The 24,962-nt window shown below is 67.8% G+C and carries 23 protein-coding genes and 1 tRNA gene; 8 read left to right on the top strand and 16 right to left on the bottom strand.

Going from position 1 to position 24,962, the window contains the following annotated elements; all coding sequences use genetic code 11:
• Positions 1-17: 17 nt before the first annotated feature.
• Positions 18-1,262 carry a Glu/Leu/Phe/Val dehydrogenase dimerization domain-containing protein gene (locus FU260_RS13430; protein WP_147917522.1) on the bottom strand — a complete coding sequence of 415 codons (1,245 nt, stop codon included), beginning with the start codon at positions 1,260-1,262 and terminating at the stop codon, positions 18-20.
• A gap of 164 nt (positions 1,263-1,426) precedes the next feature.
• Here FU260_RS13430 and FU260_RS13425 point away from each other — a divergent pair, with 164 nt between their 5' ends.
• Both FU260_RS13425 and FU260_RS13420 read left to right on the top strand, forming a co-directional pair.
• Positions 1,427-2,350 (top strand): LysR family transcriptional regulator, encoded by a 924-nt coding sequence (locus tag FU260_RS13425; protein ID WP_147917521.1) that lies wholly within the window; start codon positions 1,427-1,429, stop codon positions 2,348-2,350.
• A 36-nt stretch (positions 2,351-2,386) separates the two neighbouring features.
• On the top strand, positions 2,387-2,749 hold the full coding sequence (locus FU260_RS13420) for a VOC family protein (protein WP_147917520.1): 363 nt from the start codon (positions 2,387-2,389) through the stop codon (positions 2,747-2,749).
• 28 nt (positions 2,750-2,777) lie between these two features.
• Here the strand turns inward: FU260_RS13420 and FU260_RS13415 are convergent, their stop codons facing one another.
• Entirely contained in the window at positions 2,778-3,179 is a 402-nt protein-coding gene (locus FU260_RS13415) for a winged helix-turn-helix transcriptional regulator (protein WP_147917519.1), read from the bottom strand.
• 36 nt (positions 3,180-3,215) lie between these two features.
• Between FU260_RS13415 and FU260_RS13410 the strand changes: the two genes are divergently transcribed.
• The 3 genes from FU260_RS13410 (at position 3,216) to FU260_RS13400 (ending at position 5,209) form a co-directional block, all read left to right on the top strand.
• Positions 3,216-4,139 (top strand): SDR family NAD(P)-dependent oxidoreductase, encoded by a 924-nt coding sequence (locus tag FU260_RS13410; RefSeq protein ID WP_328593007.1) that lies wholly within the window; start codon positions 3,216-3,218, stop codon positions 4,137-4,139.
• A 99-nt stretch (positions 4,140-4,238) separates the two neighbouring features.
• Entirely contained in the window at positions 4,239-4,928 is a 690-nt protein-coding gene (locus FU260_RS13405) for a DUF981 family protein (protein ID WP_147917517.1), read from the top strand.
• A gap of 207 nt (positions 4,929-5,135) precedes the next feature.
• Positions 5,136-5,209 (top strand) — tRNA-Pro (locus FU260_RS13400).
• Positions 5,210-5,321: 112 nt separating this feature from the next.
• Here FU260_RS13400 and FU260_RS13395 read toward each other — a convergent pair.
• From FU260_RS13395 to FU260_RS13380, 4 genes are all read right to left on the bottom strand, one after another.
• Entirely contained in the window at positions 5,322-5,927 is a 606-nt protein-coding gene (locus tag FU260_RS13395; protein ID WP_147917516.1) for a short chain dehydrogenase, read from the bottom strand.
• Complete coding sequence (locus FU260_RS13390) at positions 5,924-6,814, bottom strand: helix-turn-helix transcriptional regulator (protein WP_147917515.1); 891 nt, start codon at positions 6,812-6,814, stop codon at positions 5,924-5,926. The genes FU260_RS13395 and FU260_RS13390 overlap by 4 nt, the downstream gene beginning before the upstream one ends.
• A gap of 119 nt (positions 6,815-6,933) precedes the next feature.
• The gene (locus FU260_RS13385; protein ID WP_147917514.1) at positions 6,934-7,866 is read right to left on the bottom strand and encodes an alpha/beta fold hydrolase; all 933 of its coding nucleotides are present in this window, start codon (positions 7,864-7,866) and stop codon (positions 6,934-6,936) included.
• 41 nt (positions 7,867-7,907) lie between these two features.
• Positions 7,908-8,432, bottom strand: coding sequence for a TetR/AcrR family transcriptional regulator (locus FU260_RS13380; protein WP_147917513.1), 525 nt, complete (start codon positions 8,430-8,432; stop codon positions 7,908-7,910).
• A 78-nt stretch (positions 8,433-8,510) separates the two neighbouring features.
• On the opposite strand from FU260_RS13380, the gene FU260_RS13375 reads away from it, so the two are divergent.
• Positions 8,511-10,013, top strand: coding sequence for an MFS transporter (locus FU260_RS13375; protein WP_147917512.1), 1,503 nt, complete (start codon positions 8,511-8,513; stop codon positions 10,011-10,013).
• A 28-nt stretch (positions 10,014-10,041) separates the two neighbouring features.
• Here FU260_RS13375 and FU260_RS13370 read toward each other — a convergent pair whose 3' ends face one another.
• Positions 10,042-10,977: a hypothetical protein gene (locus FU260_RS13370; protein WP_147917511.1), complete on the bottom strand. Its 936-nt coding sequence runs from the start codon at positions 10,975-10,977 to the stop codon at positions 10,042-10,044.
• A 188-nt stretch (positions 10,978-11,165) separates the two neighbouring features.
• Between FU260_RS13370 and FU260_RS13365 the strand changes: the two genes are divergently transcribed.
• Positions 11,166-13,643 carry a phosphoketolase family protein gene (locus FU260_RS13365; RefSeq protein WP_147919488.1) on the top strand — a complete coding sequence of 826 codons (2,478 nt, stop codon included), beginning with the start codon at positions 11,166-11,168 and terminating at the stop codon, positions 13,641-13,643.
• A gap of 5 nt (positions 13,644-13,648) precedes the next feature.
• Here FU260_RS13365 and FU260_RS23610 read toward each other — a convergent pair whose 3' ends face one another.
• The 5 genes from FU260_RS23610 to FU260_RS13345 form a co-directional block, all read right to left on the bottom strand.
• Positions 13,649-13,819, bottom strand: coding sequence for a hypothetical protein (locus tag FU260_RS23610; protein ID WP_210418083.1), 171 nt, complete (start codon positions 13,817-13,819; stop codon positions 13,649-13,651).
• Between the two features lie 49 nt (positions 13,820-13,868).
• The gene (locus tag FU260_RS13360) at positions 13,869-14,078 is read right to left on the bottom strand and encodes a hypothetical protein (RefSeq protein WP_147917510.1); all 210 of its coding nucleotides are present in this window, start codon (positions 14,076-14,078) and stop codon (positions 13,869-13,871) included.
• A complete protein-coding gene (locus FU260_RS13355; protein WP_235912357.1) occupies positions 14,065-15,525 on the bottom strand; it encodes a DHA2 family efflux MFS transporter permease subunit in 1,461 nt (486 codons plus the stop codon). The genes FU260_RS13360 and FU260_RS13355 overlap by 14 nt, the downstream gene beginning before the upstream one ends.
• Before the next feature lie 209 nt (positions 15,526-15,734).
• Positions 15,735-17,075: an NADP-specific glutamate dehydrogenase gene (gene gdhA, locus FU260_RS13350; protein WP_210418321.1), complete on the bottom strand. Its 1,341-nt coding sequence runs from the start codon at positions 17,073-17,075 to the stop codon at positions 15,735-15,737.
• A gap of 240 nt (positions 17,076-17,315) precedes the next feature.
• Positions 17,316-18,644, bottom strand: coding sequence for a mechanosensitive ion channel (locus FU260_RS13345; RefSeq protein WP_147917507.1), 1,329 nt, complete (start codon positions 18,642-18,644; stop codon positions 17,316-17,318).
• 238 nt (positions 18,645-18,882) lie between these two features.
• On the opposite strand from FU260_RS13345, the gene FU260_RS24170 reads away from it, so the two are divergent.
• Positions 18,883-20,199 carry a DUF2510 domain-containing protein gene (locus FU260_RS24170; protein ID WP_147917506.1) on the top strand — a complete coding sequence of 439 codons (1,317 nt, stop codon included), beginning with the start codon at positions 18,883-18,885 and terminating at the stop codon, positions 20,197-20,199.
• Positions 20,200-20,290: 91 nt separating this feature from the next.
• On the opposite strand, the gene FU260_RS13335 is transcribed toward FU260_RS24170, so the two are convergent.
• From FU260_RS13335 to FU260_RS13320, 4 genes are all read right to left on the bottom strand, one after another.
• On the bottom strand, positions 20,291-21,514 hold the full coding sequence (locus tag FU260_RS13335; protein ID WP_147917505.1) for an ABC transporter permease: 1,224 nt from the start codon (positions 21,512-21,514) through the stop codon (positions 20,291-20,293).
• Positions 21,511-22,401 (bottom strand): ABC transporter ATP-binding protein, encoded by an 891-nt coding sequence (locus FU260_RS13330; RefSeq protein ID WP_147917504.1) that lies wholly within the window; start codon positions 22,399-22,401, stop codon positions 21,511-21,513. Before FU260_RS13330 ends, FU260_RS13335 begins: the two co-directional genes overlap by 4 nt.
• Positions 22,402-22,809: 408 nt before the next feature.
• Complete coding sequence (locus FU260_RS13325) at positions 22,810-23,508, bottom strand: response regulator (RefSeq protein WP_147917503.1); 699 nt, start codon at positions 23,506-23,508, stop codon at positions 22,810-22,812.
• On the bottom strand, positions 23,505-24,899 hold the full coding sequence (locus FU260_RS13320) for a sensor histidine kinase (RefSeq protein ID WP_147917502.1): 1,395 nt from the start codon (positions 24,897-24,899) through the stop codon (positions 23,505-23,507). Before FU260_RS13320 ends, FU260_RS13325 begins: the two co-directional genes overlap by 4 nt.
• Positions 24,900-24,962: the final 63 nt, after the last annotated feature.

Raw genomic sequence — 24,962 nt, 5'->3', positions numbered from 1 at the left:
GCCCAACGGTTGGACCGTCAGGGAATGGTCAGCTCGTGTACCCCGGCCAGCGACTTGAGGTTCGCGGCGGCGATCCCCAGGCCTGTGGTCCGTGGCGGGGCGCCGATGGTGTTCCACTCGGCCATCATCTGGTTGACCCGGGCGTACATCTCCAGTCGCAGCCGGTCGAAGGACTCGTACGGGTCCAGCCCGACCTCGCCGAGCAGCAGCCACCAGGCCCACACGGCGGCACCGGCGTTGGCCACGAAGTCCGGGATCACCAGGATCTCTCGTGCGGTCAGCACGGCCTCTGCTTCGGGCAGCACGCCGTTGTTCGCGGCCTCGACCACCACACGCGCCGAGATGGTGTCGACGTTGTCGGCACGGATGGCGTAGGAGATGGCCGCTGGCACGAGGATGTCCGCTTCCATGGACAGCACCGCATCGCGGGGGAGTTGGGCGACGTCGTCCGGCACGCGGGAGCGGTCGATCTCGCCGTAGGTGTTACGCAGATCGAGCAGGGCGGGCACGTCCAGGCCAGTGGGGGAGTACAGCGTGCCGATCGCATCGGCGAGGGCCACCACCGGGACGCCGGCCTCATGCAGGTACCAGGCGGTGCCCCCGCCCATCGTGCCCACGCCCTGGATCGCGGCCGTGGTGCGCCGTTCGTCCCAGCCGCGGGCGTTCACCACGGCCAGGCAGGCCTGCGCCACTCCGTAACCGCCGATGATGTCACCGAGGAGAAGGCCATCCGCGGTCAGCGCGGACAAGCCCGCGTGCACCCGCTCCAAGGTGGCCTCCGGGTTCGCCGAGCGCTGGATCGCGGCGTGGAACGACTGACCGAGGTCCACCTCGGCGAACACCTCGTCGATCAGCTGCTGGGTGACACCCAGGTCCTCAGCGGTGACCCAGTGGCTGTCCAGCCACGGCCGCATCGCCAGGCAGTAGCGGACCAGCACGCCGAAGGCCCGTTCGTCCTTCGGGTCGAAGTCGATGCCACCCTTGGCGCCGCCCACGGGCAGACCGAACGTGGCGGTCTTGGTGGCCATCCCACGGGCGAGGTCCTCCACCTCGTGCATGGTGCAGCCCGGCCGCATCCGCAGCCCGCCGGTGGCGAGCCCGCAGGTCAGCGTGTGGATCACCAGGTAGCCGGTGGCTCCCGTCTCCGGATCGGTCCAGGTGAGCCGCTGGTATGGCTCCTGGTCGATCGGGCTGGCAGTGGCCGCGGCCACATCCTTCTCGTGTCCGTTCCCTGCCCGGGGGATGTTGTCCAGGGTCGTCATTTCCACCACCTCCTGCGTCCATGCTGTGCATCTGTTGGGAGCACCACAGTGGCACCCCTATCGGGTCTGTGATCCCAGGGTGCGCCGCGTGTCGGTGGGCCGTCCATCGATGATTCGTGCACGTTCACCTTCACTGTTGCTTCATGGTGCGTACTCTGACCGTTATGGAGCTCTCGCTGCGTCGGTTGCGGATGCTGCGCGAACTGCACCGGCGCGGCACGGTGACCGCTGCGGCGGCAGCACTGCACTACAGTCCTTCCGCGGTCTCCCAGCAGCTGGCACAGTTGGAGCGCGAGGTAGGAGTGCAGCTGATCGAGAAGCTCGGGCGGCGGGTGCGACTGACCGAGCTGGGCTTGTTGCTGAACGAGCATGCCGAGGACATCCTTGCCTCTGCCGAACGCGCGACTGTGGCTCTGGAGTCCGCGCAGGGCGGGGTCACGGCCCGACTGGAGGCGGGGGTGTGGGCATCGGTGGCCTCCGGTCTGCTGCCGGAGGCGCTGGCTACGTTGGCGGTGGACCACCCTGGGATCGAAGTCCGCACCTCGGAGCTGCCGCCTGAGGACACAGCCGAGGCGGTCCGCGACGGATCTCTGGACTTCTCGTTCGTGATCGACTACTCCGACTACGCGATTCCCAAGGATCCGGCACTGGAAAGGCGAGTGATCGCCGTCGAGCGCCTCCATGCGGCTGTACCGGCCGGCATCGTGCCGGCCGCGACGGTCTCCCTCGCAGACCTGGCCGAGCACCCATGGATCCTGTCCGGCCCCCGTTCGCACTTCGGCCGCGCGGTGCGGATCGCCTGCCGGCGGCACGGGTTTGAACCGCGGATCCACCACCAGGTGGAGGAACAGGCGACTGCGCTGGCGATGGTGGCTGGCGGGCTGGGTGTGACGCTCGTCTCGGACCTCGCGCTCGCACTGCTCCCGGCCGGGGTGGACATCGTGGCCATTCCGGAACCGGTGGTGCGTACGGTCTCGATCGTGCACCGGTCGGCGGCCACACCACGACAGTCGTTGGAGCTGGTGATCGAGGCGGTGCGGACCGCAGCAGCGCAGAAGGGTCTCGCGGCCGGCTCGACGGTGCCATGACCGAGCCGGGCATTGGATCAGGAGGAGGAGCAGGCGATGCAGATCAACTACCAGGTGGTGGTCTTCGACAGTGCCGATCTGGAGGGGGAGAGCGCCTTCTGGGCCGGTGTGCTCGGCGGCACTGTGGACCGCGACGACGACTGGCACCGGGTACTGGTGGACGGTGAGCCCCGGATCGCCGTACAGCTCGACCCGGAGCATATGCGGCCAGGCTGGCCGGATGGGACTCCCCAGCAGATCCACCTGGACCTGTGGGTGGACGACTTCGAGGCAGCGCACGAACATGTGACCGCGCTCGGCGCCGAAGTGCTCAAACCGACCACACGTGAGACACGTTCGGCCTACCAGGTCTACTCCGACCCGTCCGGTCACCCGTTCTGCCTCTGCTGGCGGACCTAGGATCCCACCCGGGCCGAGGTCGGTGCCGTCAGTGCTGGGAGTCGCGGGCGGTAGCGATCTGCGGCCGGTGCTCGACCGCCCAGTCGGCGAGTGAGGAGAGCGGCACCAGGAGCGAGCGGCCGAGCGGGGTGAGGCTGTACTCGACGGCCGGAGGCTTGGTGGGGAACACCTGACGGTGCACGAGTCCGTCGGTCTCCAATCCGCGCAGCGTGCGCGTCAGCATCCGTTGACTGATCGTCTCGATGCCTCGGTGGAGCTCGTTGAAGCGATGCGGGCGCTTGCCGAGTAGCACGATCACCAGGATCGACCACTTGTCACCGATGCGACGGAGCACGTCGGTGACCGGGCATTGCTCGTACTCCTCGACCGGGACGGGACTGGGCAGATCCGCACGCACCATGGCAGGCACGGAACTGTTCGTAGCGGACATCAAAGTGCCTTCTTCCCAGGGTGTCGATAGTTGCCAATGATGGTAGTGCGAACAATCGGTAACTACCTAGGAGCGGTCCTCGTGCCCGGTTCAGAACCCCAACTCACATCACCGGCGCCGCGCGTCATCGTGGTCAGTGGCGGGACGGACGGTATGGGCCGTTCGTTGGCCCTCGCCCGCGCACAGCGAGGCGACCGGGTTCTAGTCCTCGGCAGCAACCCGGAGAAGGGGCGACGGGTCGTGGCAGAGTCGGAGGCGTTGGCCGCCGGCGAGCCGATCGACTTCATCCAGGCCGACCTCTCCAGCGTCAGCGACACGCGCAGAGCCATCGCCGATATCGAGGCGCAATACCCGGTGGTGGACGCGCTGGGTCTTTTTGCGAACAGGCAAGCAACGCAGCGCAGAACGACGGCGGAGGGACTGGAGCACACCTTCGCGCTGTACTACCTCAGCCGGTACCTGCTCAGTCATGAGCTGGCGCCCCTGCTCCGCCGCAGCCGGACACCGGTGATCATCAACGTCGCAGGCGTCGGAACCAGCAAAGGAAAGATCCACTGGGACGACCTTCAGCTGGAGCGCGGCTACAGCGCGATCACCGCCCAGCTCCAGGCGGGTCGTGCCAATGACCTCCTCGGCGTCGCCTATGCGGCGCGGACCGACAGCCCGGCCCGCTACGTGCTCTACCACCCTGGGTTCACCAAGAGCGGCGACCTCTCCCCGTTGCCCGCAGCGGCGCGCGTGTTCATTCGCGCTGCGGCAGCGGTCGCCGCACGCCCGGTGGCGCGTGCCATCGCGCCGGTCCACGAGTTCATCGACAGTCCGCCGGCAGCGGCACTGACCGCGAACGACCGTGGCACGCAGCTCCCGCTCACGCTCACGACCCTCGATCCTGCCAGCGCCGCGCGACTGGCCAAGGTCACCCGGTCGCTGGTCGAGCTCCCCTGCAGCGCCGAGCACTAGTGCTTCGACCGCCGGGGAATAGATCCGGCCGCGAAGACCTTCTCCTTGGTAGTTGAATACTCAAGTACATGGAGTGATGGAGAGAGGGGAGCGGTAGTCGTGGTCGTGTACAACGAGCTCGTCGCCATCACGGCGGGGGCGGGGCTTCTGGGGTTCGCCAAGTTCCTCTCCGATGTGCTGCGAAAGCGGCGGATCGAGAGTGAGGGGTGGGCCGGGTTCTTCGGAGTCGCAGGTATCCTGCTGTTCGCGCTCGGACTGCACACCACGGTGACCTGGCCGTTCGGCGCAGATGGGTTCGAATACGCGAACATCGCCTTCGGTCAGCCTGCCGCAGGCTTCGGCGCGCTGTTGCTGCTCGCGGCGGTCTACCTCTGGCGGCATCGCACGCTTTATGACGGCGAGGTCGAGCTGGCGAGCGAGAAGACGCTTGCGTCGTTCAAGCCGGTCAGCATCTTCGTTGGTGTGCTCGGCCTGGGGATGGCCGTGCTCGCGATCACCTTCGTTCGATTCCAGCTCGGTGCCGCTCCGCCGGAGGAGCCGATCTCGGGCCGGGTCGGTCATATTCCACTGATCGAGGCAGTGTTCCTCGGCGGACTGTGGGGGGTGGTGGCGGTGGGGGCGATCCTGTTCGCCATCGCACTGTGGACCGATCGGCTGAACCTGCTCCGCTGGGCTGTGTGGGCTTGGGTGCTCGGCGGTATCGGGTTCACCCTCTTCGGTGCGATGAACTTCTACACCCACATCGGCATGTACTACAACATCGCCAACGGCACGATGATCGAGTGGTAGCGGGCTGGCGCGCTCTTCGCCCGCGGGGCCGTTCGGAGCGATCCGGGCGGCCCCGTCGGTACGGTCGAGGCGATTGTGAGCAACCGGTCTGCCTGCGGTAGCATCGCATCCGGTTCGCATCCGAACCTGCCGGACGGCACGCGTCCACCACAGTGCTCTTTGTCAGCCCAGTGGAGGAGGCGGCAGGCCGGTGACAATTTCAGATCACGGGCTGTGGCGCAGCTTGGTAGCGCACTTGACTGGGGGTCAAGGGGTCGCAGGTTCAAATCCTGTCAGCCCGACTTTGAGGCCTGTTGGGTACCCGAGGAACGAGGGTGGCCAACAGGCCTCACGTGTGTGGTCGCGGGATTTGGGAGGAGCGGAGGGACGGTTCCTGTCAGCCCACAGAGGACCTCAGCCGTAGGCACGGATGACCTGACCTGTACGGGCTCCCTCGATACAGGCGAGATACTCGGTGATGAGAGTGTCCATCGGCACCGGCCGCATCCCGGGGAAGTGCTCGGAGAACACCTCGACAGAATCGCCGATCATCGTCGGACTCACGGCATTGATGCGCAGCCGTCGCGGCAACTCGAGGGCGGCGGAGAGAACGAAAGCGTGCAGAGCGCCGCTGATCATCGCTCCACCGGTCACGGTCGGCCAGGCCTGGTCGGCAAAAATGCCGGACGTCAAGGTGAATGACCCGCCGTCGGCCAGATGCCGTTGCCCGATAAGCACGAGATCGACCTGCCCGAACAGCTTGGCCTGCATGTTCGCGATCAGGGAGTCGCGAGTCAACGTCGTGAACTCGTCCAGGACGCCGTGAGCGGCCACGCTGACCACCGCATCGATTGCCCCCAGCTGCCGATACATCGTGGTGATCGACGTTGGCGAGGACAGATCCACATGGACATCACCGGAGGTACGGCCAGCAGCGAGAACCTCGTGGCCAAGGCCGCGGAGTTCGGGTACGAGGCGGCGCCCGATAGTTCCCGTCCCGCCGACGACGAGCACTTTCATCGGTGCGCCTGCGCTTCCACCGCGGCGCTCGGCGGGGTCGTGGTGGGGTGTTCTAGGGCCGCGAGGAGGGTGAGCGCTTCCTGATCTGGTGTTCCTGGGCGTGCGTGGAACAGGCCAAGCTGTTGGTCGTCGTCAGGAAGCGAGAGTGTCTCGTTCGTGAGGGTCATCCGACCGACGACTGGGTGATCGAGCTCGCGGAGCGAGGACGCACAGGTCCGGACGGGCCGCTGCGACCACATGAGAGCGAATTCGCCGCTCGCGACGGTCAGCTCGCCGACTAGGCGTTCCAGGCCGATATCGCCTGGGTGCCGGGGCGTTTGCTGGTGCAGGGCCGCTACCGTGGCGAGCGCTTTGCCGCGCCAGTCCCGGTAGAGGGCACGATGGTGTGGATCGAGGAAGAGCATCCGGGCGATGTTCGGGCGGCTCCGAGTCTCTGGAGCCTCCCAGTCCAGGTGACTAGCCAGCATTGCATGCCCGAGTCGGTTCCAGCCGATCACCTCGGTACGGTGGTCGATGACCACCGCCGCTACTAGGTCGAGCGCGTCGAGGAGGTCTCGGACGGCTGGTCGAAGGACGTGACGTCTCGGGCGATGGCGTATCGGCCGACGTGGTGTCGCCAGGGTGCGGAGGTGCTGGTGCTCTGCCTCATCGAGTTGCAATGCGGTGGCGAGTGCATCGATGACTGCTGGAGATGCGCCATGGCTCACTCCCTGCTCGAGGCGGGTGTAGTAGCCCGCGCTCACGCCGGCCAACTGGGCGAGCTCTTCTCGTCGAAGGCCGGGCACGCGACGGATCGTCAGGCCCGCGGGCAAGCCAGCTCGCTCCGGTGTCAGTCGCTCCCTGCGACTTCTGAGGAACTCACCCAGCTCAGTCCGTGTCGACGCCATGGGCCCAGGATGCCCTGTGTGAGCCGAGGGTGCCTGCCCCTGTCAGGTGCACCTGCGACGGATTTGCAGGTCCTCCAGGGTCTCGACGGACGTGACCCGGCACCAGGCCAAACCGCTCGCTACACCAGCTTCTGCAGCGCATCGGGCCCGAGATCGAGGCCACCGAGGGGTCGATCCCGTAACCAGAGCGCCAACGAGTCGACGATGTAGTGCCGCACCGCGGGGACCGAGCCGTGCACGCCCTTCGGGGAGACAACTAGCCGGGCGTCGGGAACAGCGTCCGCCAGGGTTCTCGCCGTCGCCTGGAAATACTCGGCACTGTGCTCACCGGTCATGATGCAGGTCCGTGCGGGGAGCCCGGCGAAGTCCGAGGCTCGGGCCTCCTCTGCGAACGCTGCGGTGAGCTCGGCCACTGCGGCCGGAAACACCGAGCGGGTGAACCCGCGCAAGCCGGTGCGCAGCGACAGGGCCAGGATGCCGGCGACCATCCAGTTCGGTGCGTGCGACAGTGTGGGTGACATCCCGAGGTGGCGTTCTACCAGGGCCAGCGCCCGCCCCAGCTGGCCGCGCTCTACCTGCTCGCGGAACGTCGGTAGCCAGGATGTGTCGAACGACCCGTCAACATTGATCGCGGGGTCGTAGACCGTGGTGGTCTGCGGCACCAGTGCGCGGAGCTCCTCGTCCTCACTGTCGGCGAGCATGCGTACGGCGTGCAGGACGATCGCACCGCCGAGGGAGTGCCCGACCAGGTGCGCTGCCGAGGACAAGCGCAGGGCCGTGGCGACATCCGACTTCTCTGTCTCGAGCGAATAGTCCGATTCCACCGGGGAGGACTGTCCCTTGCCGCGACGGTCATAGACGTACACGCTCCAGCCATCACCGAGCTCTCTCGCCAGCGCGGAGGCGAAGGGCGCGTACACCAGTGCCGGCAAGAAGGCGCCACACACGATCAGTACCCGCCGGCTCGGCTCTGCATCGGCATCGCCAAAGGCGTAGGCCCGCAGCACGCGGTGATCAGGGGTGTCCCAGTCCTCGGTAGCCTCCGGCGTCATGGCTGGAGTCTAGAGCGTGCGCAACCCGCTGTGGCGGCGCATCAGCGCCCGAGCCGCCCCAGTACGGCCCGCACATGCTCGAGCGCATCCGGATCCGGCATCCCGGAGACGTCATTGAAATACAGGCCGTCTCCGACCAGCTGGATGGTCCGGGCCAGCGACTCATCGCCCAACTCGGCGCGCAGCACCTCGAGCCAGCCCTCCCGCACCTGCGCCAGCGCCGCCCGCACCGGGTCGGTATTTTCCTGTGCCAGCCGTGCTGCTGCTACCAGCGCCCGGTCCAGCTCCGATCCCTCGGAGACTGATGTCTGCAGGTAGAACTCCACTGGACCGACCGGCGAGGTGCGCATCTGCTCGGTGTCGGCGCGGGCCAGCTCCAAGAGGCGCTCCAGTACGCCGTCGACCAGGTCGTCCTTGCTGGCGAAGTGATAGAGCAGGCCGCCCTTGCTCACTCCGGCCTCGGCAGCGACCGCCTCCAGGGTGGCCGCGCGCGGGCCCTGCTCCACCAGCAGGGTTTCGAAGGCGTCCAGCAGCCGGTCACGGGTGGATCGTTCCGGGGAGGTCATGACGGCGAGCCTACGCGGTGAGGGAGGTCACCAGAGCACTCGTTCTCACTATACCGTCCAGCCGGTACAGTAGTGTGCATGACGATACTCGACTCCGCCCCGGCGCGTGCCGGTCGTCGCGAATGGCTCGGCCTGGCCGCCCTGATGATCCCGGTGCTCCTCGTCGCCATCGACAACACCGTGCTCAGCTTCGCCCTTCCCGCCATCAGTGTCGACCTGCGCCCCAGCGGCGCGCAGCTGATGTGGATCGTCGACATCTACTCCCTGATGCTCGCTGGGCTGCTGATCGCGATGGGCTCGCTCGGGGACCGGTTCGGTCGTCGCCGCCTGCTGCTGATCGGCTCCGTCGGTTTCGGCCTGGCCTCGGCCTTTGCGGCCACCTCGGGCACAGCCGAGCACCTGATCCTTGCTCGCGCGTTGCAAGGGATCTTCGGTGCCACCCTGATGCCGTCGACGCTGTCGATGATCCGCAACCTGTTCCCGCATGAACGGGACCGCCGGCTGGCGATCGCTACCTGGGCGGCCTTCTTTGGCGGCGGCGCCGCCCTCGGCCCGGTGGTCGGCGGCTGGCTCCTCGAACACTTCTCCTGGGGCTCGGTCTTCCTCATCAACGTCCCACTGATCGTGGTCTTCGTGCCGCTCGCCCTGGCACTGCTGCGAGAGTCCCGTGATCCGGATCCCGGCCCGTTGGACCCGCTCTCGATCGCGCTCTCCCTGGGGGTGATGGGCCCGGCAGTATTCGCGCTCAAGCGCGGTGTCACCTCCGGGCTGGATCCGCTCGCCTTCGCGACGGCGGGTCTTGCCGTGGTCTGCGGCGTCGCCTTCGTCCGCCGCCAGCAGGTGCGCAGCCGTCCGATGCTCGACCTGGCACTCTTTCGGAACCCGATGTTCACCGGTGCCATCGGCGCGAACATGCTCAGCCTGATGGGGCTGGCTGGGTTTCTGTTCTTCGCCGCGCAACTGCTGCAGCTCGACCTGGGCCTCGGTCCACTACAGTCGGCCCTGGTCTTGCTACCAGGCACTGTGGTCTCGATGGGCCTCGGCTTCATCGCGGTCCGGCTCGTGGTCCGGGTCCCGGTGCGGATCCTGGTGCCAGGGAGCCTCCTGCTGACCGGATCCGGGTATGCGATCGTTGCGCTGTCCGGCGCCCCCCAGGTAGCGGTGGTCATGATCGCGTTCATCGCGATGGGCATCGGGATCGGCATCGCCGAGACGTTGACCAACGACCTCATCCTAGCGAACGCACCGCCACAGAAGGCTGGATCCGCCGCAGCCATCTCGGAGACGGCCTACGAGGTGGGCGCCGTCTTGGGGACCGCTGTACTCGGAAGCGTGCTCACCGCCACGTACCAGTCCCGCCTCGAGCTACCAGCCACCGTCCAGGGCGCCGACCCCGCTCACTTCGAGACGCTCGGCGCCACCCTGGACTACGCCGAGCGCCTGGACCCGGCGGTCGGCGACCAGCTGGCCACTGCGGCTCGGACCGCGTTCGACGCGGGCGTCCAGCACGCCTCCGCCACCGCGATCGTGGTGGTGCTGCTCGCCGCGCTGCTCACCTGGCGGGCGTTCCGGCCACACTGAGCACAGCATCAGGCCCCTGGCGACGAGCTCAGGAGAGCACGGTGCCGTCCAGGGACAGCCGGATCGGTTCGTCGCCCTCGGCCACGATCACCCAGACGATCACGCTGGCGGCATCCTCGTCCGGTCCGACGCTGACCTGAAACGGCACCGTGCCGGGGTCCGCACCGGCTTCCTGCACCCCGGTCTCGATCACTGTCAGCAGGTCCTGCGCAGCCACGTCTGCCTGCAGGAACACCGGGTCACCGCTCGGCTCCCGGTAGCTGCTGCCGGGAACGTCGAGACCGGTCATCTCGCCCTCTCCGCTGAGGAACCGGGACAGACGCACCTCGCCCTCGGACTCACCGAACTGGACCGGTGCACTGTGCACCACCACCTCACCTAACTCCGGATAGACGCTCAGCTCGGTCAGTCCCTCGCCGAGGACCTGTTCTGTCTCTCGGAGCACACTCTCGAGTGCCTCGTGCGTCAGGAGGTCCTCCAGGTCGGGAACCGCCTCGCCATCGACGGCCTGCTTCAGCGGATCGGCTTCCTCACCGCAGAAGGCTGCCACGTAGCTGGTACCCGCGACCGTGGAGATGGACTCGATGAGCGGAGCGGTGTCGGTGTCTGTGCAGGTGAGACCATCGGCGAAGCCAACCAACGCGGACAGGTCCAGGTCAGCGGCAGGAACAGAACCCCGCGGTTCGGTGGACGAGAGCACCTCGCTGGTCTCGTCATCGAGGTCGTACCGCACCAGTTCAGCCCCGTCCCAGAGTGTCAGCCACCCGGACCGCCGGTCCGTGCCGATCGTGAGCTCGGCGACATCGTCCGAGCCGTGGGCCTCGACGGCGGCCGCTATCTGCTGTTGGAGCACCTCGTCCGGTGGACCGGAATCGTCTCCGCCGAGCATGCCACAGCCCACCATCCCAGCAGTCACGCCCGCCGCCATCGTGACCGCGCCCAGTCGAGTGATTGTTCGGCTCATGGTCATTCCCCCCGTTGTTCTCAGGTCCCGGTGAGTGTGCCCGGCCCGCTAGAGCGTCATTGTCCGGGTAGTCGCTGTGGAGCGCCAACACCCGGACGGGGGAGTGCTCCCCATCCAGCACTGGCGCCGATACCGCAGGCGGTCCAGGCTGGAGGCGGACCATCGACTCCACGGAGGACCCGATGAGTATGAGTACCTCGGCCGCGACGCGGCAGGCCTGGCAGCGGCGCAGCCGACCCGAACCGGACGAGGCGACGCTCGCCCGGGTCCATGCCTGGTGGCGGGCAGCGAACTACCTGTCCGTCGGGCAGATCTACCTGCTGGACAACCCGCTGCTGCGCGAACCGCTGCGGGCCGAGCACATCAAACCGCGCCTGCTCGGACACTGGGGCACCACCCCCGGTCTGAACTTCCTCTATGCGCACGCCAACCGGGTGATCGCCGAACGCGCCCAGTCGGCGATGTACCTCACCGGGCCCGGGCACGGCGGCCCGGCCGTGGTGGCGAACAGTTACCTGGAGGGTACGTACTCGGAGATCTATTCCGACATCACCCAGGACACTGAGGGACTGCGCCGGTTCTTCCGGCAGTTCTCCTTCCCCGGCGGTATCCCCTCCCATGCCGCGCCGGAGACGCCCGGCTCGATCCACGAGGGTGGCGAGCTGGGCTATGCGCTCTCCCACGCCTACGGAGCCGCGTTCGACAACCCGGACCTGCTGGTGCTTGCCGTGGTCGGTGACGGTGAGGCCGAGACAGGGCCGCTGGCGACCAGCTGGCACTCCACCAAGTTCGTCAATCCCGCCACCGACGGGGTGGTGCTGCCGATCCTGCACCTCAACGACTTCAAGATCGCCAACCCCACGGTGCTGGGCCGGATCCCGGAAGATGAGCTGCTCGACCTGATGCGCGGCTACGGCCACCATCCGCACGTGTTCACCGCAGGGTTCGACGATGAGGACCCGATCGCCATCCACACCCGGTTCGCCGCGCTGCTGGACGAGGTGCTGGACGAGATCGCCGAGATCAAGGAGGTGGCGGCCGCCGCCGCACCGGAGGAGGTGCAGCGGCCCCGATGGCCGATGATCGTGCTGCGCACCCCCAAGGGCTGGACCTGCCCGCGGGAGATCGACGGCCACCGGGTCGAAGGTTCCTGGCGCTCCCACCAGGTCCCGCTCTCCGCGGCACGAGACACCCCCGAGCACCTGCAGGTGCTCCAGGACTGGATGCAGTCCTACCGTCCGGAGGACCTGTTCGACGGCGAAGGTCACCTGGTCGAGGACGTGGCGAGTCTCGCTCCGCCCGGGCAGCTGCGGATGAGCGACAACCCACACACCAACGGCGGGCTGCTGCTGCGCGACCTGCGCCTGCCGGAACTGGCGAGCTACGCCGTCGACGTTCCGACCCCGGGCGGGGTGGTGACGGAACCGACGAAGATCCTCGGCCAGTGGCTCGCTGAGGTGATCGAACGCAACCCGACCAACTTCCGGCTGTTCGGACCGGACGAGGTGGCGTCGAACCGGCTGCAGGCCGTCTACGACGTCACCGCCAAGCAGTGGAACGCCGAGCTGACCGAGACCGATCGTACCGAGCACCTGGCGCGGGTCGGCCGGGTGATGGAGGTGCTCTCCGAGCACCAGTGCCAGGGCTGGTTGGAGGGATACCTGCTCACCGGCAGGCACGGGTTGTTCACCTCCTACGAGGCCTTCATCCACATCGTCGACTCGATGGTGAACCAGCACGCCAAGTGGCTCAAGGTCACCGACGAGCTCTCCTGGCGGCGTCCGATCGCCTCGTTGAACTATCTGCTCAGCTCCCATGTGTGGCGCCAGGACCACAACGGCTTCTCCCACCAGGACCCCGGCTTCATCGACCATGTGGTGAACAAAGGGGCGAATCTGGTCCGGGTCTACCTGCCGCCGGACACCAACACTCTGCTGGCCACCTACGACCATGTGCTGCGCACCAGGCAATACATCAACGTGGTGGTTGCCGGAAAGCAGCCCGGCCCGGACTTCCTCAGCCTTGAGCAGGCGCAGGACCACTGCTACCGAGGAGCGGGGATATGGGAGTGGGCAGGTACCGAGACCGACGGCGAGCAGCCGGACGTCGTCCTTGTCTGCGCCGGAGACGTCCCCACGGTGGAGGTGCTCGCTGCCGCCGACCTGCTCCGCCAACACCTGCCGGCTCTGAAGGTGCGGGTGGTCAACGTCGTGGATCTGATGCGCCTGCAGGATCCCGGCGAGCACCCGCACGGGCTCACCGACTCCGAGTACGACACCATCTTCACCTCCGACCGGCCGGTGATCTTCGCCTATCACGGCTACCCGTGGCTGATCCACCGGCTCACCTACCGCCGGAACGGGCACGGCCACCTGCACGTACGCGGGTACAAGGAGAACGGCACCACCACCACGCCGTTCGACATGGTGATGCTGAACGACCTGGACCGCTACCACCTGGTGATGGACGTGATCGACCGGGTCCCTGGGCTCGGGTCTCGCTGCGCGGGCCTGCGGCAGCGAATGGCCGACGCCCGGCTCGCCGCACGCCGCTACACCCGCGAGTACGGCACCGACATCCCCGTGGTGGCCGACTGGCAGTGGCCGGCTGCCGGCGATGCGGTCGACGGTGTGATGGCGGGGGACACCGGTGGTGACAACGCCTAGCGGCGCTACGAGGTGAACGCGACCAGCATCCCCAGCACGGCGCAGACGCCGCCAAGGATGAAGAACACGGTGAGCACTCGTCTACTCACCGGGTCCTGCCAGCCTTTGCGTAGACCCACCACCAGGAAGGCGATGAAGGTCAGCACCGCGATCGCGCCGACAATGCTCAGCGCCATCAGCAGTCCGGTCACCGGTTCCCGCCGATCACCGCGAAGCTGACACCAATCACGGCGCAGCTCCCTGCGGCGACAGTCGCGACAGTGCGCAGCGTGTCCGCGGGAGAGAGCCGCTCAGCAGCAGTGAGAGCAGGAAGGCGACCACTGCCAGCCCGCCGAGGATCGACACCCCGAGGATCTGCCACCGGCGGACCTGACCGCCAGCACTACTCAGTGGGCTCGGCGGGCGGGGAGCGAGGCCTTCGTCATCGGGGCTCATGCCCGTCATCTTGGCGTGCGCCACCGGGCGTGACAAGCGCGCGGCCGGCGAGGTGGTGGGGCGCCACGAAGAACAGCGCGGCAACGAACCCGATCAGGATCACCCCGGCCGGCAGCAGCACCGACTCCGCCATCGCCGAGGCGAACCCCGCCTGCAAGGGCTCGGGCAGGTGGCCGCCGCCGAGGCCGGGGCCGCCGCCGGCCGCCATTTCGGGGAGGTGGGTGGCCAGCCGGGACTGCATCAGGGCGGCGATCGCCGCACTGCCCAGGACCGAGCCCACCTGTCGGGTGGCGTTGAACACTCCGGACCCGGCGCCGGCCTGGTGCAGCGGGAGGTTCCGGTTCGCGGTGGTGCCCAGCGGGCCGAAGGTGAATGCGGTGCCCACACCGAGCACGGTGATCGGGATGAGGAGTTGGACCACCGGGGTGTCCGGGGTGAGGATCAGCGCCAGCCAGAACAGGGCTCCGGCCACGCAGGCCATGCCGAAGCCGGCCAGGTAGCGAGGGTGGTGGGTGTCCACCAGCTTGCCTACGATCGGCGCCAGCACGATGCCCGCCAGGGCCATCGGCAGGATCAGCAGCGCCGCCTCGGTCGGACTGAATCCCCGCACCATCTGCGCGTAGAGCATCAGCGGCAGCGCCATCGCCACGATCATGAACCCGACGGCGGTGATCGCCACGTTCGCCAGGGAGAAGTTCCGGTCCCGGAACAGGGACAGCGGGACCAGTGCTTCACCGGGGTTCTTCGCCTGCCAGAGCACGAAGGCACCCATCACCAGGAGCCCGGCACCGATCAGCAACCAGATCCAGGGTCCCCAGGCGTAGCTCTCGCCCTCCTGCAAACCGAACACGAGGCAGAACATCCCGACCGCGCTGAGCGCCACCCCGGGCAGGTCGAACTGGTGCCGGTGCGTCGGCAGGCGGGGCACCAGCCGCCAGGCGAGCAGGAACGCGATGATCCCGACCGGCACATTGATGAAGAAGATCCATTCCCAGCCAGGACCGTCGATCAGTAGCCCACCGGCGATCGGTCCAGCGATGTTGGCGATCCCGGCCACGGCGCCCCACAGGCTCATCGCCTTGCCGCGCTGCTCGGCGGGGAAGGTGCGGGTAATTACCGCCATCGTCTGCGGCGTCATCATCGATGCCCCCAGTCCCTGGAACACCCGGGCGACGATCAGCATGGTGATCCCGTCGGCCAGTCCGCACCACAGGGAGGCGAGGGTGAACAGCACCAGGCCGCCCTGGTAGAGCACCTTCGGTCCTACCCGGTCGCCGAGCCGCCCGGTGATCAGCAACGGCACGGCATAGGCGAGCAGGTAGGCGCTGGTCACCCAGATCACGGAGTTCACGTCCGCGCCCAGGCCGGCCATGATCGCCGGCGTCGCCACGGTGACGATGGTGGAGTCCACCAGGATCATGAAGAAGCCGAGCACCAGCGCGGCCATCGCCGGCCAGGGGCTGCCCGCGGGTGTGGCCGGCGGTGGGTGTGGGGGAGTGCGGAGCGGTGTTGGTCCCGAGCCGGAGGGCTGGGGCGATTGGCGCTCGCTCATCGTGTGGTGAGTGTAGACCTGCCCGGTGACGGTGCCGCAGACATGGCGGAGCCGCAGCACCGTGGGGTGCTGCGGCTCCGTGGCGAGTCAGGAGGTGGTCGAGCTCAGATCACACCCTGGGAGAGCATCGCCTCGGCCACCTGGGTGAACCCGGCGATATTCGCACCGGCCACATAGTTGCCGGGTGCGCCATAGGTGTCAGCGGTGACCAGGCAGCGGTGGTGGATCGAGGTCATGATCTCGGACAGCCGCTGCTCGGTGTACTCGAAGCTCCAGGTGTCCCGGGAGGCGTTCTGCTGCATCTCCAGTGCGCTGGTGGCCACCCCACCGGCGTTCACCGCCTTACCGGGGGCGAACCGCATCCCCGCCTCACCGAAGATGCGGATGGCATCCGGGGTGCTGGGCATGTTCGCACCCTCGGCGACGATCTCGCAGCCGTTGCTGGCCAGCGTCTGGGCGTCGGCTCCGTTGAGCTCGTTCTGGGTGGCGCAGGGGAGGGCGATATCGCAGGGCACGTCCCAGATCGAGCCCTCCTCGAAGTGCTTGGCCTGACCGCCGCGCTGCTGCACGTAGTCGGTCATCCGGCCGCGCTGACCGTTCTTGATCTGCTTGAGCAGCTCCAGGTCGATACCGGCGGGGTCCACCACGTACCCGTTCGAGTCCGAGCAGGCCACCACGGTGCCACCGAGCTCGTGCACCTTGTCGATTGCGAAGATCGCTACGTTGCCCGAACCGGAGACGACGACCTTCTTCCCCTCGAAGCTGGAGCCGGAGGCGGCGAGCATCTCCCGGACGAAGAAGACCGTGCCGTACCCGGTGGCCTCGGTGCGTACCTGAGAACCGCCCCAGCCCAGGCCCTTACCCGTCAGCACTCCGGACTCGTACCGGTTGGTGATCCGCTTGTACTGGCCGAACAGGTAGCCGATCTCTCGACCGCCCACGCCGATGTCACCGGCAGGAACGTCGGTGTACTCACCGAGGTGACGGTAGAGCTCGGTCATGAACGACTGGCAGAACCGCATCACCTCGGCATCGGTACGCCCCTTGGGATCGAAGTCGCTGCCGCCCTTACCGCCACCGATCGGCAGCCCGGTCAGGGAGTTCTTGAAGATCTGCTCGAAACCGAGGAACTTCACGATGCCCAGGTACACGCTCGGGTGGAAGCGAAGGCCGCCCTTGTACGGACCGAGGGCAGAGTTGAACTCCACCCGGAAGCCGCGGTTGACCTGGACCCGGGCGTCGTCGTCCATCCACGGCACGCGGAAGATGATCTGGCGCTCCGGCTCGCACAGCCGCCGGATCACCTCACCGTGGGCGTACTCGGGGTGCTTGGCTACCACCGGGCCGAGGGACTCCAAGACCTCACGGACTGCCTGGTGGAACTCGGTCTCACCAGGGTTGCGGGCAATGACCTCGTCAAAGATGTCGACGAGCTGCTCGTCCAAATGCGGCACGAATGTCTCCAAGAGAATCGAGGGTGCTGGGGGCCCGCCCTGGGCGGATGGTAGACCGGAAGAGGTCGCTGCCCGGACCGAGGCCGCACGGAGATGTCGAGCCGGTCACGGCGGTGGGCCATCGAAGAGCATACCGTTCTTTTGTCCTCCCGTTACCCTCTGTCCACGTTCTGGCACACCACGGCGACGGCGGAGCCCGCAGGGCGTCCCGCCGTCACCGTGCCCAGCCGGTCAGGCAGGCGTGTCCTTCTTCGCCTGCACCTCGGCCAGGGTGCGTGCGGCCGCCTCCCGGCCACCCAGTCCGAACGCGAGCGCAGCAGCGAGCGCTCCACCGACCACCACGGCGCCGAAGGCGAGGGTGATGATCGAGTCGGCGATACCCATGTACTTCAGGCCCATCGCCACGAAGAGCGCGAGAGTGGCGTACCGCACCACTGTGCTCGTGGTTCCGGAACCGATCGCGTTCGAGACGATCTTGGCCACCAGGAAGCCGACGGCGATGATCACCCCGCCGAACAGCACCCGACCGCCGAGCTCGAGCACCTCGTTGAGGATCGCGGTGACCTCCGGGAAGTTCAGCGCACGGGCCGCCATGATCGCGAAGAACACCATGATCGCCACCTGCGCGATCCGGGTGAGAATGGTCGACGCGCTCCTCTCCTGGCCCATCACCCCCAGGCTGGCGACCGCGCGGTCGGTGCCCAGACCGTTGAGCGTGCTCTCCAGGATGGAGCCGACGAACTTGGCGATCAGGTATCCGATACCGAGGATGAGCACCGCCGCGATGATCGCCGGGATGGCGTTCAGGATCAGCGTGAGCATCTGCTCAGCAGGGGCGGAGATCGCCGAGATCCCGAGGATCTGCAGGGCGGCGATGGTGACCATGATCAGGATCACGGCGAACACCAGGTTTCCGGCGATCGAGGCGATCTTGCGGGAGTCCAGAGCCGAGCCTGCGTCAGCGGCCGGCGCGCCATACTGCGGCACCTGATACTGGTCGGCCCCCTGATATCCCGGCTGTTCCGGCGCCTGGTAGGCGGCGTCCGGAGCCGGCGAGACAGGGCCGGAAACCTCGGGCTGCGCAGCCGGCTGTGGGGCGGTGCCGGCCGATGCAGCGGCTCGGTCGCCGGTCGGATCGACGTTCTTCACCTTGTTCGCGATGCCGCTGAAGTTGATCATCCCGACCGCCGCCTCGATCAGCTGCTTGGCGATCTTGGCGATGATGTAGCCGATGAAGAACACGAACGCGGCACCGAGGACGTTCGGTAGGTACTCCATCACCGTGTTCAGCGCCCCCTGGATGGGTGAGAGCACCGCATCGAGAGCGAAGACCTGGAGGATCGCCACCAGGCCGAACAGCCAGACCAGCAGCGAGCCGACCCGTCCGAGTGACTCGCCGAGGGACTTCCCGTCCGCCCCCGGCCGTTGCAGGAATCGGATTCGGGTGACGAGCTTGCCGATCGCCCACTTCACCACCTTGGCGAGAATCCAGGTCACGATCGCGATGACGATGGCGATGCCGATCTTGGTCAGAATGTCCACCCAGTCGATGCCATCCATGTTCAGACCTCCATTGTCCGGATGCGGGCCGACCCCTCACTCGTGCCTGCCCCTGTCGGCAAAGCACGCTACCGGACGTGGTAAAGATCACAACTGGAGGCGGTCATCGTCCGCACCGGGGCGGGGAGAACTCCCCGTTCTCCAGGCGTCGGTCAGCCGGTAGCAGCGAGTAGGCTCGCCGGCGGTGATGCAGGAAGTACGGGCAGGTCACTGGACGAACAACTGAGGTGAGGCAACGATGAGCATTCCGGCGGGTTGGTACCCGGACCCACAGCAGCAGGACCAGCTGCGTTATTGGGACGGCTCTGTATGGACCGAGCACCAGACGCCGGCGCAGGCTGCCGATCCCGCGCCGCAGGGGCAGACCGATGGCTATGGTGCCGCCTCTGCTCCCCAGGGGCAGACCGATGGCTATGGTGCCGCCTCTGCTCCCCAGGGGCAGACCGATGGCTACGGCGCCTCTGCGCCCCAGGACACCTCCGCCCCGCGCACCGGCGCGAGTGCTGGTTACGGTGCGGCACCGGCGCCCGGCACTGCGGACCAGACCTCGCCCTATGGCAACTTCTCCGGCTCGGAATCGGCCACCCAGAGCTTCGCCGCCCCGGGGCACGACCCGTCGCAGCAGGGCGGCTTCGGACCGGCATCGTCAAGCCCCGCCTACGGCGCGAACCCCGGTCAGGGCGGTGGCTACGGCCCGCCCGGTCCGATGCCGCCGGCCGGCAAGCCGAACCGCACTCCGCTGATCATCGGCGGGATCGTTGGTCTGGTCGTCGTGGTTGGACTCGTCCTGCTCGGTGTCAACCTGATGTCCGGTGGCGAAGATCCGCCGCCGACGTCCGATCCGACGCCGACAGCCACCGACGACCCGACGTCCGCGGATCCCACGGACGATCCCACCGACCAGCAGTCCGGAGGAACCGCTGACGCCGGTGTGCTGGCAGTCGGGGCCAGCGTGCACGTGGATATCCCCGAGGACGGGACCGGGACCGCCACGCTGACGGTCGATCAGACGCAGGTGGTGCGGGTGTACACCAGCAGCAACGGCAACACCGACCCGGTGATGAAGGTGCTCGATGCTGACGGCAATGTGCTGGCCGAGGACGACGACACCGAGTACGAGTCTCCGAACAGCTACGACGCCTCCGTACAGGTCACGCTCGCCCAGGGCGAGTACGCGATCGAGCTGGCGGAATGGTCCGGTAGTCCCTCGCAGGTCACCGTGGCAGCCGAAGCGGTGGGCGAAACCACACAGATCGAGCTGGGCGAGAGCCAGATTCAGGTGGCCGAGGACGGAGCGTTCGTCGGACTGGTCAGTGTGCAGCCGGGTACGTACACCGTGAACATCGTCAGCGATGAGGACCCGACTCTCCAGGTGGTCACGCCCGGAGGTGAGATGGCCGAGAACGATGACCGCGAGTCGGATGCTCCAGACCAGGACAACATCTTCGACCCCTACCTCGAGGTGACAGTGAGCGAGGCGGGGGACCTGGCGTTGTTGGTCGAGGAGTACAGCGGCGACGCGTTCAACGGCACGATCACGATCGAGCAGCAGTAGCGGGTCGCGGGAGGAACCACGGGCCGCGCCGGCCGAGCCATGCTCGGTCGGCGCGGCCCGATCCGTCTCCGGATGCCGTGCGCCCGGCGGGTCAGGACTCCAGCCGGAACGCCTGCCGCCAGCTGATCGCCGAGCCGGAGTGCATCACCGCACGCTGGTAGATCCGTTCACCGAGCCGGATCAGGAGTCCGGCGGCGGCCACTGTCACCAGCAGGGAGACGATCGGCTGCCACAGTGGCACCTGCTCGGCCAGCAGCCGCACCGGCATCGCCACGGAGGAGACCACCGGGATGAAACTGGCCACCTGGAGCACGGTGCCCTGGGCGAACAGCCCCGCGAACAGCGCCACCATGATCACCGCGATGATGGGACCGGTGTTGGACTGCAGATCCTCGGAGCGGCTGGCCAGCGAACCGAGCACCGCCCAGACGGCAGCCAAGGCGATGAAGCCGGCCACGAAGAAGGCGATGAACCATCCCGACGCTCCCAGGATCCAGCCCACATCGGTGGCCATCCCGGCGACATTCACCCCGATCAGGGCGACGATGCCGAACAGCGCGATCTGACCGAACGCCAACAGTGAGTTGCCCAGCACCTTGCCGTAGAGGATCTGCCGGATCGGGATGGCGGTCGCGAGGATCTCCACCACCCGGTTCTGTTTCTCCTCGAGCACCGAGTTCGCGATGGTCATCCCGAACATGATCGCTGCCATGTAGAACAGGAACGCGAAGATGAAGCCGGCCACCTGTGCGGCGGTCGCCCTTCCGGCGTCCGCACCAAGGAGCTCGGTGCTCACCGTGGCGCCCTCGCGTAGTTCGGCGAGCGAGGTGCCCGCCGCCTCGGCATTCTGGCTCAGCACATGCTCCTCGACGGCGGTGCTCAGGGAACGTTGCAGCGTCGCGTCGATCTCGTCGGCGCCGATCAGCGTGTAGCCGTCAGGGCTGGCGAGCAGACCCACGTTCACCTCACCCTCCAGGACCGCCGCGCGGAGGGCGTCCTCGGAGTCGTAGCCGGTCACCTGCAGGTCATCGCCGCCGCCGGCGATCTCCTCCTCGGCACCGCTGGCGATGCTGGTGGTCGCCTGGTCCAGCGTGCCCACCTCGAACGTCGTAGTGCGCGCAGCCATGAACGCGGAGATGCCCACTCCGGCCACGATCAGCACGACCATCAGCGCAGTGGAGAGGACGAAGGACTTGTCGGTGATCTTGACGACGACCTCACGGACCGTCACCACCAGCCACGGGTGCGTCGGCGTGCTCGGTACGCTCTGGGCACCGGTGCGGTCATCGACAGGTGTCGGGGTGTGCGTGCTCATCGGGTCACCTCACGGTAGATGTCGGCCAGAGTGGGCACCAGCGGAGAGAACTCGGCCAGGTCATGGGTCACGGCCCGGGCCAGCAGCCCGTCCGGAACCTGTCCGGGAAACTGCACCAGAGCGGTGGGCCCGTCGACGTCGAGCACCTCGACCTCCGGCTCGTCCCGCAGCCAGCCGGCGTCCCGACCGGTGCTGATCCGGTAGCGGCGCGGGCCCCGGGAGCGGAGCTCGTCAGCGGTGCCATAGGCCTGCACCACGCCGTCGGAGAGCACCACCAAGGAGTCGCAGAGGCGGTCCACGAGGTCCAGCTGGTGGCTGGAGAACAACACCGGCACACCCTCCCGGAGCCGTTCGGTGATCAGGTCGACGAGCGAGTCCACTGCGACCGGGTCCAGGCCGGAGAACGGTTCGTCGAGGATCAGCGCGGTCGGGCCGTGCAGCAGTGCGGCGGCGATCTGGACGCGCTGCTGGTTCCCCAGGGAGAGGGACTCCAGCTTGTCCTTGGTCCGTCCGCCCAGGTCCAACCTGTCCAGCAGCCGGGTGGCTTCCGTGATCGCATCCCGTCGGCTCATCCCGCGGAGCTGGCCCAGATAGGCCAGCTGGTCCAGGACAGCCTGCTTCGGGTAGAGGCCGCGTTCCTCGGGCATGTACCCGAACCGTGCGCGGTCCTCCCGGGTAATCGGGCGACCGTCCCACTCCACCTGGCCGTCGTGGATCGCCAGCACGCCCATGATCATCCGCATCGTGGAGGTCTTCCCGGCGCCGTTGGCACCGACGAATCCGGTCATCTGGCCCGGTTCGATCGCGAAGGACACATCGTCAACGGCCACCTTGTCACCGAACCGGCGGGTGAGGTGGTGGACCTCGAGTCGTGGCGGGCTGGTCATCGTTGCTCCCTCGTGCGTGGTGTGATGCCTCGACAGTAGGCGTGCGGCCACACCCGGGGCGTCGGCCGCCGGAGGGAGATTCTGACCTCCGCAGAGGCGGGCGGGCGGGCGGCCCTCCGCCGCACGGGGGAGATCAGTGCCGGGGCCAGCTCACCGGCGTGCCCCTCTGATCGCGACGGTCCTCGACTGCGGTGTCGGTTTGACCTACGGGGCGCGTCACCACCACGCCGTCAGCGCGACGCTGCCAGCCTGGCTGCTCGACTCCGATCCTGCCCTGGCAGGTGGAGCGCGACCTGCTCGGCGCACCGGAGGCGACCTGGCCGGCGACTCGACGGCGCGGCACCAGCGGCGTAGCCGGAGGTCCGGGACACAGGTGACCGGGTCGCCGGGCGTGGGGCCGTGGTCGGCTCAGCCGGCTGGGCGAGTGAGCCCGGCCCGGTGGGCGTAGACCACTGCCTGTACCCGGTCCCGGGCTCCGATCTTGGCGAGCACGTGCGAGACGTGCGTCTTCACCGTCGCCTCACCCACGAAGAGGGTGCTGGCGATCTCCGCATTGGACATGCCTTCAGCCAGCAGGGCGAGCACTTCCAGCTCACGGGCGGTGAGCGGATCGACCGGCGGCTGGACCTGTGCCGGGGTGCCGGGCGCACTCGCCCCGTCCGAGGCGGATCCGGCGCCGCTGTTCTCGCTCACGGCCAGCCGGGCGATCACCTTGACAGTCATCTCCGGGGCGAGCAGGGCATGTCCGTCGGCGACCGCGTGGATCGCACCGACCAGCTCGTCCGGGTCGGCGTTCTTCAGCAGGAACCCGCTCGCCCCGGCCTGCAGTGCGGCGAACAAGTAGTCGTCCCGGTCGAAGGTGGTCAGGATGATCACCTTGGCCAGGTCCGCATCGACGATCTGCCGGGTGGCCTCGATACCGTCCATCACCGGCATCTGCACATCCATCAGCACCACATCCGGGCGCTCCTTGCCGATCAGCGCCACCGCCTCGGCGCCATCGGCAGCCTGACCGATCACCTCGATGTCGTCCTCGACGGAGAGCACCATCGCGAAGCCGGAGCGCACCAGCGACTGATCGTCCACCAGTGCCACACGAATCGTCATGCCAGGGTCCTCTCGCCGGCTGCGCCGGTCACCGGTTGTTGACGGGACACCGGGAAACGCACGCGTACCCGCCACCCTTGGTGATGGGCGCGCGGGCCCACCTCGGCCACCCCTTGGTGCAGGGTGGCACGTTCGGTGATCCCGCGTAGACCGTACCCGGTCCCAGAGGTGTCTGGTCGCGGCCGACCGGCATCCAGAATCTCTACCTCCAGCCATCCCTTCGGACCCTCGCCTCCGGTGCGGATGGTCACCTGGGCGGTGGTGGCGGTGGAGTGCCGGTTGACGTTCGTCAGCGATTCCTGGATGCACCGGTAGGCGGACAGGGCCAACGGCGCCGGGACCTGAGCCAACGCGCCGGGGGAGTGCTCGACCCGGTTCACGCTCACCTGCAGCCCGGTGCCGGCGTGCGAGCCGGCCAGGGCCTCGACATCCGCCAGGTTGGGCTCCGGGAGCCGGGTGCCGTCGCCGTGGTCCTCACCGGCGTCGCTGCGCAACACCTTCAGGAGCGAGCGCATCTCGGTGACCGCCTCCCGGCTGGCCGACTCCACCGTGCGCAACGCCAGGGCCGCCTGCTCGGCCGAGTGGTTCATCACCCGCCGCGCCGCACCGGCCTGGATCCCGATCACGGACACGTGGTGGGCCACCACGTCATGCAGCTCCCGCGCGATCCGGATCCGTTCGTCCACCACGGCACGCCGGGCCAGCTCCTCAGCCTGCTCGGCGAGCTGACGGGCATGAGCATCAGCACGGCCGCGCTCCAAGGCCCCGCGCCAGCTGTTCCGGCCGATCAGCATCGCGCCGACGAAGTAGGCGAAGTTCATCACCGCCGTGTGCAGCAGGTACGCCGGCAGGGCGGCCATCGGCCCTGCCGCGTCCTCGAACAGGTCCTCACCGGAGAACGCGTTCGTCAGGGTGAAGGAGACGGTCAACCAGACCGCCATCTCGGCGATGACCAGGACATTGAGGATCCACAACGCCCGTCGGTCCCGCGCCCACGCGACGGCGGAGTAGAGGGCGGTGAAGTAGGCCACCTGGAACGTCAGCGAGACGGCCGCCTCCGGGCTGAGGTAGCTCAGCGCCAGGAAGAGGACGGAGGCAACCACCAGAGTGATCAGCGGGAACGCCCGCCGAATCGCCAGTGGCAACACCATCAGGGCGACGGCCAGGTAGGCCCGCCAGGCGGCCTCGTCCACGAGCCGCGCCCCGAACGACTTCGCGAACATCACCATCAACAGCCCGACCGCCAGCGCCAGCACCATCCCGAGCACGTCGTTGCGCCGCTGTGCACGAGTGGGCCCCGGGCGTTCCCAGTGCGGGTCCTCCGGATCGTTCAGCCAGTGGAACAACCGGGTCCTGCGGTTGAGCGAGTCGGGTACGGCAGCGGTGGACATGACGGGCAGCCTAATCACCGGCGCGCCGTCTGGTCTTCCACCCTGCGGGGGAGACGCCGGCTC

It is taken from the genome of Ruania zhangjianzhongii (assembly GCF_008000995.1).
Classification (GTDB): Bacteria; Actinomycetota; Actinomycetes; order Actinomycetales; family Beutenbergiaceae; genus Ruania; species Ruania zhangjianzhongii.
The sequence above is the reverse complement of the archived record's forward strand: the minus strand, read 5'-3'. Positions and strand labels throughout refer to the sequence as shown.

Coding starts and splice junctions, on each gene's coding strand:
- FU260_RS13390 (WP_147917515.1), bottom strand. CDS start 6,814: ATGGCGTCGACACGGACTGAGCTGGGTGAGTTCCTCAGAAGTCGCAGG.
- FU260_RS13430 (WP_147917522.1), bottom strand. CDS start 1,262: ATGACGACCCTGGACAACATCCCCCGGGCAGGGAACGGACACGAGAAG.
- FU260_RS13355 (WP_235912357.1), bottom strand. CDS start 15,525: ATGGCCGCGCTGGTGCTCGGCTTCTTCATGATCCTGGTGGACTCCACC.
- FU260_RS13385 (WP_147917514.1), bottom strand. CDS start 7,866: ATGACGCCGGAGGCTACCGAGGACTGGGACACCCCTGATCACCGCGTG.
- FU260_RS13325 (WP_147917503.1), bottom strand. CDS start 23,508: ATGACGATTCGTGTGGCACTGGTGGACGATCAGTCGCTGGTGCGCTCC.
- FU260_RS24170 (WP_147917506.1), top strand. CDS start 18,883: ATGAGCATTCCGGCGGGTTGGTACCCGGACCCACAGCAGCAGGACCAG.
- FU260_RS13335 (WP_147917505.1), bottom strand. CDS start 21,514: ATGAGCACGCACACCCCGACACCTGTCGATGACCGCACCGGTGCCCAG.
- FU260_RS13360 (WP_147917510.1), bottom strand. CDS start 14,078: ATGAGCCCCGATGACGAAGGCCTCGCTCCCCGCCCGCCGAGCCCACTG.
- FU260_RS13420 (WP_147917520.1), top strand. CDS start 2,387: ATGCAGATCAACTACCAGGTGGTGGTCTTCGACAGTGCCGATCTGGAG.
- FU260_RS13370 (WP_147917511.1), bottom strand. CDS start 10,977: ATGAGCCGAACAATCACTCGACTGGGCGCGGTCACGATGGCGGCGGGC.
- FU260_RS13425 (WP_147917521.1), top strand. CDS start 1,427: ATGGAGCTCTCGCTGCGTCGGTTGCGGATGCTGCGCGAACTGCACCGG.
- FU260_RS13320 (WP_147917502.1), bottom strand. CDS start 24,899: ATGTCCACCGCTGCCGTACCCGACTCGCTCAACCGCAGGACCCGGTTG.
- FU260_RS13415 (WP_147917519.1), bottom strand. CDS start 3,179: ATGTCCGCTACGAACAGTTCCGTGCCTGCCATGGTGCGTGCGGATCTG.
- FU260_RS13410 (WP_328593007.1), top strand. CDS start 3,216: ATGATGGTAGTGCGAACAATCGGTAACTACCTAGGAGCGGTCCTCGTG.
- FU260_RS13345 (WP_147917507.1), bottom strand. CDS start 18,644: ATGGATGGCATCGACTGGGTGGACATTCTGACCAAGATCGGCATCGCC.
- FU260_RS13375 (WP_147917512.1), top strand. CDS start 8,511: ATGACGATACTCGACTCCGCCCCGGCGCGTGCCGGTCGTCGCGAATGG.
- FU260_RS13380 (WP_147917513.1), bottom strand. CDS start 8,432: ATGACCTCCCCGGAACGATCCACCCGTGACCGGCTGCTGGACGCCTTC.
- FU260_RS13365 (WP_147919488.1), top strand. CDS start 11,166: ATGAGTACCTCGGCCGCGACGCGGCAGGCCTGGCAGCGGCGCAGCCGA.
- FU260_RS23610 (WP_210418083.1), bottom strand. CDS start 13,819: ATGGCGCTGAGCATTGTCGGCGCGATCGCGGTGCTGACCTTCATCGCC.
- FU260_RS13395 (WP_147917516.1), bottom strand. CDS start 5,927: ATGAAAGTGCTCGTCGTCGGCGGGACGGGAACTATCGGGCGCCGCCTC.
- FU260_RS13330 (WP_147917504.1), bottom strand. CDS start 22,401: ATGACCAGCCCGCCACGACTCGAGGTCCACCACCTCACCCGCCGGTTC.